8 protein-coding genes are annotated in these 8569 nt (G+C 74.7%); 4 read left to right on the top strand and 4 right to left on the bottom strand.

Annotated features, from left to right (window positions below; all coding sequences use genetic code 11):
* Window positions 1-367 precede the first annotated feature (367 nt).
* Window positions 368-1435, bottom strand: coding sequence for a methyltransferase (locus tag ACWEVN_RS43760; protein ID WP_452055218.1), 1068 nt, complete (start codon window positions 1433-1435; stop codon window positions 368-370).
* Window positions 1436-1613: 178 nt separating this feature from the next.
* On the opposite strand from ACWEVN_RS43760, the gene ACWEVN_RS43755 reads away from it, so the two are divergent.
* From ACWEVN_RS43755 to ACWEVN_RS43745, 3 genes are read left to right on the top strand one after another with little or no spacing between them, the layout of a single operon-like run.
* A complete protein-coding gene (locus tag ACWEVN_RS43755) occupies window positions 1614-2732 on the top strand; it encodes a hypothetical protein (RefSeq protein WP_449687251.1) in 1119 nt (372 codons plus the stop codon).
* Entirely contained in the window at window positions 2729-3640 is a 912-nt protein-coding gene (locus ACWEVN_RS43750; protein ID WP_452055217.1) for an ABC transporter ATP-binding protein, read from the top strand. Before ACWEVN_RS43755 ends, ACWEVN_RS43750 begins: the two co-directional genes overlap by 4 nt.
* Window positions 3637-4479, top strand: a complete 843-nt coding sequence (locus ACWEVN_RS43745; protein ID WP_310975885.1) for an ABC transporter permease — start codon at window positions 3637-3639, stop codon at window positions 4477-4479. The genes ACWEVN_RS43750 and ACWEVN_RS43745 overlap by 4 nt, the downstream gene beginning before the upstream one ends.
* On the opposite strand, the gene ACWEVN_RS43740 is transcribed toward ACWEVN_RS43745, so the two are convergent.
* Both ACWEVN_RS43740 and ACWEVN_RS43735 read right to left on the bottom strand, forming a co-directional pair.
* Window positions 4469-5275 carry a lipase family alpha/beta hydrolase gene (locus ACWEVN_RS43740; RefSeq protein WP_452055216.1) on the bottom strand — a complete coding sequence of 269 codons (807 nt, stop codon included), beginning with the start codon at window positions 5273-5275 and terminating at the stop codon, window positions 4469-4471. The two genes, ACWEVN_RS43745 and ACWEVN_RS43740, sit on opposite strands and share 11 nt — an antisense overlap.
* A 152-nt stretch (window positions 5276-5427) precedes the next feature.
* The gene (locus ACWEVN_RS43735) at window positions 5428-5985 is read right to left on the bottom strand and encodes a CGNR zinc finger domain-containing protein (RefSeq protein WP_449687248.1); all 558 of its coding nucleotides are present in this window, start codon (window positions 5983-5985) and stop codon (window positions 5428-5430) included.
* 81 nt (window positions 5986-6066) lie between these two features.
* Here ACWEVN_RS43735 and ACWEVN_RS43730 point away from each other — a divergent pair, with 81 nt between their 5' ends.
* Window positions 6067-7218 carry an epoxide hydrolase family protein gene (locus tag ACWEVN_RS43730; protein WP_452055215.1) on the top strand — a complete coding sequence of 384 codons (1152 nt, stop codon included), beginning with the start codon at window positions 6067-6069 and terminating at the stop codon, window positions 7216-7218.
* On the opposite strand, the gene ACWEVN_RS43725 is transcribed toward ACWEVN_RS43730, so the two are convergent.
* Window positions 7203-8569, bottom strand: a 1367-nt coding sequence (locus ACWEVN_RS43725) for a CHAT domain-containing protein (protein ID WP_452055214.1), incomplete at its 5' end; no start/stop codon positions are given. The two genes, ACWEVN_RS43730 and ACWEVN_RS43725, sit on opposite strands and share 16 nt — an antisense overlap.

Here is an 8569-nt window from a genome sequence, read left to right as displayed (position 1 = left end):
GTCAAGGCGGGAAAGCGTGCCTTGACACACCCGGCCGCCGACTGAAGGGATAGCTGGGATGAGGGGCGGGGGAGGTCTGGTGACGTCGCTGGTCTCCTCGCGCTCCCGGCCGCCGGTCCGCGGGTGGCGGTGCCGTGGCCGGCTTGCGCCCCCGGCCGCCGGTCCACAGCACCCAACCCGGCTCGCGCCCCACCCGCCAGACCGCAGCCCCAACCCGGCTCGCGCCCCCGGCCGCCGATCCACAGCGCCCACCCCGCCCGCGCCCCGGCCGCCGGCTCGGGTCTCGCCTGTGGACAACACCCGCGCCGGCGCCCGAATCTGTCGGTGCCCTCCGCTAGCGTGGAAATCGGGGGCTGCTCAGGCACCCCTACCGGCCGAGCCGCCAGAGCGATGTCACCTCCGCCGCCCGCGCCCGATGCAGCGGGTCGGCCAAATCGACCGCTCGCGGGTGCCGGGGCGCCGCCTCCGTCCGGCCCACCACCCGCAGCCCCGCCGCCGTGATCCAGGCCAGCAGCTCTGCCCGCGTTCGCAGCCCCAGGTGCTCCGCCAGATCCGACAGCACCAGCCATGCCTCGCCGTCCGGGGTCAGGTGGCGGCGTGCTCGGTCGAGGAAGCCGCGCAGCATTCGGCTGCCCGGGTCGTACACCGCGTGGTCCAGTTCCGTGCGGGGCCGGCCCGGGAGCCAGGGCGGGTTGGCCACCACGAGCGGGGCCCGGCCCGGTGGGAACAGGTCCGCCTTCACCACCTCGGTGCGGTCGCCGAACCCCAGCCGGTCCAGGTTCGATGTCGCGCACGCGACGGCTCGGGGCGAAGTGTCCGTTGCGACCACTCGATCCACCCCACGGTGGGCCAGGACGGCCGCGAGCACGCCCGTTCCGGTGCCGATGTCGAACGCCCGCTCCGTTCCCGGCAACGGCGCTTCCGCCACCAGGTCGACGTACTCCTGCCGGATCGGTGCGAACACGCCGTAGTGCGGATGGATCCGCGCGCCCAGTGCCGCGACGAAAACGCCGGTGGCGCGCCACTCCGCCGCCCCGAGGACGCCGAGGAGCTCCCGCAACGGCACCGCGGCCGCGACCTCCGACGGGCCGTAGACCGCCGTGCACGCGGCCCGGACGTCCGGTGCCCGGCGCAGCGGGATCACGTGGCCGGGGTCGAGGGGGATGTACAACAGCGACAGCAGCCGCGCCCGGCGGGCGCGGTCCGCGCGGTACCGGGCGTAGTCGTCCGGTGGAGGCAGTGGGATGCGGCGGTTCACGGCCGCGAGCAGGCGCATTGCGGACGGGTATTCGCCGTGCCAGAGCAGGGCGGTGCCGTCGGACATCGTGCGGAGGGCGGCGTCGGCGGACAGGCCGTCGCCGGCCGCGATCGCGACCCGCGAAGGCGGGGAAAAGAGCCGGCGATCGGGTTCGCCGGGTAGGACGAGGTGAGCCACGAGAAGGGTTTTCCGTTCTTGCTGCGGGCACGGCGAAGCACCCGCGAGAGGTGCGGGGTGTGCGGACGACCGGAGCGGGAACTAGCTCAGGACAGCAGCATGAACGGGATTCGTCACCCCCCGACCCTAGCTGCGGGCCCCGGACCATGCGTACAAAGGACGGAAGAGGTGATGCCGGATGGTGTTGCGGCACGGGAAGCGGCGCCGGTGGGCGGTCGTCGCCGCCGTGGCTGCCGTGCTCGTTTCCGCTCCTTCGGTCGTGGCCGCTCTCGCTCCGGCCGGTGCGGCCGGCGATCCCGAGCAGCTGCGGGCGCTCGTGCTCGGTTCCGCCGGGAAGCCGTACCAGGGCTACGCCGAAAGCGCCGGCTCGCTCGCCCTTCCGGAGCTGCCGAACCTCGCCGCCGTCACCGCGCTCTTCTCGATGCGGACGCCGATGCGGGCCTGGTACGCCGGGCCCGACCGCTACCGGGTCGACATCCTCGGGACCGCCGGTGAGCACGACGTCTACCGGTTGCCCGATGGCGAATACACCTGGGACTACGGCGACAACACGCTGACCGAGCTGATCGGCGAGCCCGACCTGCGGCTACCGCGGGCCGGGGACCTGCTGCCGCCCGAGCTCGCGCGGCGGATCCTTCGCGCGGCGAAGGGCGATCCGGTGAGCGCGCTGCCCGGGCGGAACGTCGCCGGCGTCGCCGCGTCCGGCCTGCGGCTGGTGCCCGCCGATCCCGACACCACCATCGGCCGCGTCGACGTCTGGGCGGACCCGGTCACCGGGGTGGCGGTGCGGGTCGAAGTGACCGCGCGTGGGCAGGAGGCGCCGATCCTGGTGACCGAATTCCAGCAGCTCGAACAGACGACGCCGGTCGTCGAGGCGCCGCGGCCCGCCCTCGGGTCCGGCTTCAACGTGGTGAGCGCTCCGGACGTCGCCGACACGCTCGGCGCGTTCAGCCAGGTCACGCTGCCGACCTCGCTGGCCGGGCGTCCGCTGCTGTCGTCGAACTTCGGGGGCGTGCAGGGCGCCGCCCTCTACGGGCGCGGGCTGGCCGCCTTCGCCGTGATCGCGGTGCCGCGGACCGTGGCCAACGCGGCGGGCGACGCCGCCGGGAAGGCCGGTGCGGTGCAGGTGAAACTCGCCGCCGGGAGCGTCGTGCAGCTGTCGATCACGCCGCTGTCGCTGGGCATCGTGCGGTCGTCGGTCTCCCGCCGCTCCTACCTGCTGGCCGGGACGGTGACACCGGACGTCCTGAAGTCCGTCGCCGACGAGCTGTCCCGGCTGCGCCGGAGCGGCCCGTGATCGTCACGCGCGCGCTGACCAAGCGCTACGGCCGCACGGTGGCCGTCGACGCGGTCGACCTCGAAGTCCGCGAAGGCGACCGCTACGGCTTCCTGGGCCCCAACGGCTCGGGCAAGACCACCACCGTCCGGATGCTGCTCGGCCTCGTCTACGCGACCGCCGGGGAGATCGAGGTGCTCGGCAAACCGGTGCCGAAGCGGGTCGCCGAGGTGCTGCCGGACGTCGGCGCGCTCGTCGAGGGCCCGGCCGCGTACCCGCACCTGTCCGGGCGCCGGAACCTCGCGCTGCTCGACGCCGCCGGACGCGGGGGCGGGCGGCGCACCCGGCGCCGTCGCATCGACGACGCCCTCGAGCAGGTCGGGCTGGGCGGGGTCGACCAGCGGCCGGTGAAGGCGTACTCGCTCGGCATGCGGCAACGCCTCGGGCTCGCCGGCGCGCTGCTGCGGAAGCCGCGGCTGCTGATCCTCGACGAGCCGACCAACGGGCTCGACCCCCAGGGCATCAAGGAGATCCGCGAGCTGCTGGTCGAGCTGAACGCGGGCGGCACCACGGTGTTCCTCTCCAGCCACCTGCTGGCCGAGGTGGAGCAGCTGTGCACGCGCGTCGGCGTCGTCGACCGCGGCCGGCTCGTGCTGGAGGAGGATCTCGCGACGCTGCGCGCGGCCACCGGCCGGATCCTGGTCGGCACGCCGGACCCGGCCGAGGCCGCCGCGGTCCTCGACGGGCAGCTCGAAGCCCGCGACGGCGACCGGCTGGTCATCCGGCACGGCGATCCGGCGGCGCTGAACGCGATGCTCGTCGAAGCGGGGGTGCGCGTGACGTCGATCCACGCCGAACAACGGACCCTCGAGCAGGTCGTCCTCGACGTGACGGGGCCGGGCTCGGACCGGTTCGGAGCGGCGGAATGATCGGTGTCGAACTGCGGAAGCTCGCGCTGCGGCCGCGGGTCTGGTTCAGCGTGCTCCTGCTGTGCCTGCTGCCCGCGATCGTCGGCGTCTTCCTGGCGACGGCCGACTTCGCGCCGCCGCCGGGGCAGGGCGGGGCGTTCCTCTCGGCGGTGGTCAACGACGGCGCGCTGTACCCGGCCGCCGCGCTCGCGCTGGTGCTGCCGCTGTTCCTGCCGATCGCGGTCGCCGTCACCGCGGGCGACGCGATCGCCGGCGAAGCGGCCACCGGCACCCTGCGTTACCTGCTGGTGCGCCCGGTCGGCCGGACCCGGTTGCTGGGCGCCAAGATGGTCGCGCTCGCGGTGTACGTGACCGCGGCGATCGTCATCGTCGTGCTGACGTCGCTGGTGCTCGGGGTGATCCTGTTCGGCACCGGCGGCACCCCCGGCGTCGCCGGACCGGGCGGGCAGCCGACCGGCGTGACGTCGCTGTCGGGGCAGTCGCTCAGCTCGTCCGCGCTGGGGCTGCGGCTGCTGGGCGCGGTGTCCTACATCGTCGTGTCGATGCTCGGGTTCGCGGCGATCACGGTGTTCCTCTCGACGGTGTCCGACTCGGCGCTGGGGGCCGCGCTGGGCGGGCTGGCCGTGCTGATCACGAGCTCGGTGCTGGAGACCCTGGACGCGGCGGCGGCCGTGAAGCCCTACCTGCCGACGCACTACTGGCTGTCCTGGATCGACTTCTTCCGCGATCCGGTGCTGTGGCGCAACATCGATCACGGGCTGCTGCTGCAGGCCGGCTACATCGTGGTGTTCTTCGGGGCCGCGTGGGCGAACTTCGCGACGAAGGACGTCACGAGCTGAGGCACTCGGCCGGCGCTTCGAGCGGGGTGGTGCCGAGGGCCTGCAGCACGATCTCGGTGACGGCGGCGTCGGTCGGCAGGTCGCCGTGGCCGGCCGGGTTGCCGGGGCAGACCTGCTGGAGCGAGACGTTGACGGCGCCGTCGAGCCGGGCCGAGTCCGGCGGGGTCACCGTCTCGTCGTGGTCGGTCCAGAGCGACAGCCACGGCAGGCCCGGCGGGAGCGGCTGCTTGGCCAGCTCCTGCAGGAGGCTGCTGCCCGGCGCCAGCTGGACGCACGCGGTGGGGCAGCCGCCCGGGACCAGCGCGCCGCCCGCCGTGGCGAGGCCGGTGCCGTGCATCGGCGCGCCGAGCGTGACGACCCGGCGGGCCTGGTGGTCGCCGTTCTCCCGGCCGACCCACAGCCGGGCCACGACCCCGCCGGCGGAGTAGCCGACGACGTCGACCGAAGGCGCGCCTTGTTCGTAGGCCTTCTCGACGGCTTCGGCGAGGACGGCGGCCTGTTCGACGAGGTCGCCGGTGCCGTCGCCGGCCAGGGTGAGCACCTCGGCGGACCGGCCGGTGGCCTGCCGGATCCGCTCGGCGAGGGTCTCCAGGGCACCCCGGCCGCCGCCGTAGCCGGGGACCAGGAGAACCGGGCCGGGCTTGTTCTGGTCCGGTGTCCCGGCTTCGGGCGCGGCTTTGGCACCGGAGGTCACGAGGACGGTGGCGACGACCACGGCCACCACCGCGACGGCGACGCTGGTCAGCATCAGCCGCCGCCGCGGGCTGAGCCCGCTCCACCACGCCGTGATCCGCACCCTTCCATGATGACCCGGCGGCCGCGGGACCGCCGTGATCGGAGGCGGAACTCGCGTGACCGAAGCCGGAACTCGCGTGAGCGAAGCCGGAACTCGCGTGATCGGAGGCGGGACTTGTGTGATCGGAGGCGGGACTCGCGTGATCGGAGCCGTTACCGCGCGTGCTTGGCGTTGAAGCGGGCCTTCTTCTGGCGGTTGCCGCACGTGTTCATGTCACACCAGCGGCGGGTGCGGCTCTGGCTGGTGTCGAAGAAGGCGGCCCGGCAGGTCGGGGAGGCGCACAAGGCGAGCTTTCCGTCCCGCTCGCCGGAGACGATCGCGATCGCGTCGGCGGCGATCACGCTCAGGGCGTCTTCCACGCGGGACGGCGAGCCGAGCCGCCACTGCCGCGTTCCGTCGGAGGTCAGGACCGCCGCGGCGCGGCCCTCGATGCTGCAGTCGTTGAGGACCTGGACCGCCGGTGCCGGGAGGGGCTCCTGCACTGCGGCCGCGGTCGCGGTGGCGTGGATCGACTCGCGCAGTTCGCGGGCGCGCTCGAGCTGGGCGGCGGTGCAGGAGTCCACGGCGAGGCCCCACACCGCCAGCCAATCGAGGAGCCGCTGCGGTGTGGGAATGCGCTCGACGGCGTCGCCGCACCGCTCCGTCAACGTCGCCGTGAAGCTCGTCGCCAGCACGGTACCGAGGCGGAATTCGGGGAACGCGGCACGCATGGAACCAGCTTAGCCGGTTGCTGCCCGAACCGGCCTCGTGTTAGAACCGTCTGAGCCGGTTCACGACGCCAAGGAGGTCCCATGCCCCTGCTCACCAGCGACATCCACGCCTTCGAAGCCCGCGCCACCGACGCCGACCTCGACGACCTGCGCGCCCGGCTGGCCGCGGCCCGGCTGCCCGAGGCCGCCACCGGCCCGGGTCAGGGCGTCCCGCTGGCCGACCTCGTCGACGTCGTCGAGTACTGGCGCACCGGGTACGACTGGCGGGCGTTCGAAGCGCGTCTCGACCGGATCGGGCAATTCCGCACGACCATCGACGGCCTCGGCATCCACTTCCTGCACCGCCGGTCCCCGCGGGCGGACGCCACGCCGCTGCTCATGACGCACGGCTGGCCGGGCAGCGTCGCCGAATTCGTCGACGTCGTCGACGAGCTGGCGGACCCGGACGACGCCCGCGCGCCCGCGTTCCACGTCGTCGCGCCCTCGCTGCCCGGCTTCGGGTACAGCGACAAGCCGGCCACCACCGGGTGGGGCACCGAAAAGATCGCGGCCGCCTGGGTGGAGCTCATGGGCCGGCTCGGCTACCGCCGGTTCGCGGCCCACGGCGGCGACTGGGGCGGCAACATCACCACCGTGCTCGGCGGCCGGTTCCCGGACCACGTGCTGGGCATCCACTCGACGTTCGCCGAAGGGCTCCCCGGGGCGGCCACCGACGGCCTGACGGCGGCCGAGCGCCGGTGGGCCGAGGAGACCCGCCACTTCTGGCGCCACCGCGCGGCCTACGCGAAGCAGCAGGCGACCCGGCCGCAGACGATCGGCTACTCGCTCGTCGACTCCCCGGTCGGGCTGCTCGCCTGGATCCTCGACAAGTTCGCCGAGTGGTCCGACACGGAGGACAGCCCGTTCGAGACGATCTCCCGCGACCGCATCCTCGACGACGTCACCCTGTACTGGCTGACCCGCAGCGGCGCCTCCGCGGCCCGGATCTACCACGAAAGCCACAACTCGCTGGATCCCGAGCTCCGGGTCGACGTCCCGGCGGCGATCACCATGTACCCCCGCGACATCGAGAAGTGCCCGCGGCCGTGGGCGCGGGAGCGGTACCGGCAGATCGTCCGGTGGCGGGAGCCCGGAGCCGGGGGACACTTCCCGGCACTGGAGGTGCCCGGGTACTTCGTCGAGGACCTGAGGGAAGGGCTCGCGGCCGTGCTGGCCGCTCAGCCGGCGCCGTAGCAGACGTAGCTGAAGGCGGCCGGGGAGTCCGGCAGCTCCGCCTGGGCGCGGGCCAGGGCCGCCGCCGGGGTCAGGCCGGAGGCCAGGTGGCGGTGGTGGCGGACCATCAGCGCGCGGCCGGCGTCGTCGGGGATCGGGAGGACCGTCGCGACCAGGCTCGTCGTGCCCAGCGCCAGCAGCGCGGAGGCCAGGCCCAGCAGCTCGTCGCCTGCGTGGATCGCCGAGCGGCCCGAATCGCAGCCCGACAGCACCACCTGACGCGGCGGGCGGGCCAGCCGTTCCAGGTCGTACACCGTCAGCGGACCGTCGGCCAGCTGCAGCGCCGAGAACAGCGGGTTGTCCGTGCGGAACACCCCGTGCGCCGCGAGGTGGCCGAGCGCGGCGCCGTCGAGCGCGGCGAGCACCGGCTCGACCCGCGCGCTGCGGCCGGTAAACCGCCGGGCACCGGGATAGCGGCGAGCCAGCGCGGCAGCCTCCGCGGCGGCGTGCGGCAGCCCGGGCCCGGCCACGACGACGTGCTCCCCGCCGTGCCTGCCGGACGCCGTCGCGGCGCGGTGCCACAGCGCCGCCGAGGGGGCCAGCGACACCGGCCGGCCCTGGCAACCCGGCAGGGCGGGCCAGGGGAGTTCGTGCAGCCGCCCGGTCGGGACGATCACCAGCGGGCCGTCGCCCAGCGGGAGCGGGGCGAGCAGCAGGTCGTCGAGACGGCGGGCCGTCCGCTCGGCGAGCCCGGCGGGGGAGCCGAGGCCGAATGCGGACCGGCGCAGGGCGAACCGCAGTTCGTCCAGGCGCTCCGCGGCATCGGCGGCCGGGCCCAGCTCGTACCGCCGCAGCCGGCCGCCGCCGAGGACGAGCGCCGTCAGCCGTCCGTCCAGTTCGAGGTACTCCACCAGGGTGGCCGGGCCGAGCGCCTCGGCGAGTTCCGCACGCGCCGGGATGCGAGTGTCCGAAGTGGACGTTCCGGAGGCGTGCCGGGCGCGGTCGCGGACCGCCTTTTCGAGCCGGGCCTGCCGGCGCAGCAGGGCCGGCGCCTGCTCGGGGCCGGCGGCGAGGTCGACGGCGGTCTGGCGCAGCGCGGCGAGGTCCGCGGCCAGTTCCTCGTCGTCCGGCGGCCGCGCGGGCCGCAGCCGCAGCGCGCCGGCGTGCCGCCGCTCCGCCCACCGCAGGACGGCCTCCGGGTGCCCCGCTTCGACGGCGAGCCGCAGGCCCAGGCCGGTCAGCTCGCTCGCGTGCCCCGACGCGTGGGCGCGCAGCTCGCTCGCGCCCAGCCCGGCGCGGAACCGGCCGATCACCCGGACCCCGGCGCGCACGGCGGCGTCCGCGCCCCGGCGGTCGCCGTGGACCAGCCGCA

This window comes from Amycolatopsis sp. NPDC003861 (genome assembly GCF_053605405.1).
Note: the sequence above shows the minus strand (reverse complement) of the source record. Positions and strands in the feature narration are given on the sequence as shown.

Coding starts and splice junctions, on each gene's coding strand:
- ACWEVN_RS43755 (WP_449687251.1), top strand. CDS start 1,614: ATGGTGTTGCGGCACGGGAAGCGGCGCCGGTGGGCGGTCGTCGCCGCC.
- ACWEVN_RS43745 (WP_310975885.1), top strand. CDS start 3,637: ATGATCGGTGTCGAACTGCGGAAGCTCGCGCTGCGGCCGCGGGTCTGG.
- ACWEVN_RS43735 (WP_449687248.1), bottom strand. CDS start 5,985: ATGCGTGCCGCGTTCCCCGAATTCCGCCTCGGTACCGTGCTGGCGACG.
- ACWEVN_RS43730 (WP_452055215.1), top strand. CDS start 6,067: ATGCCCCTGCTCACCAGCGACATCCACGCCTTCGAAGCCCGCGCCACC.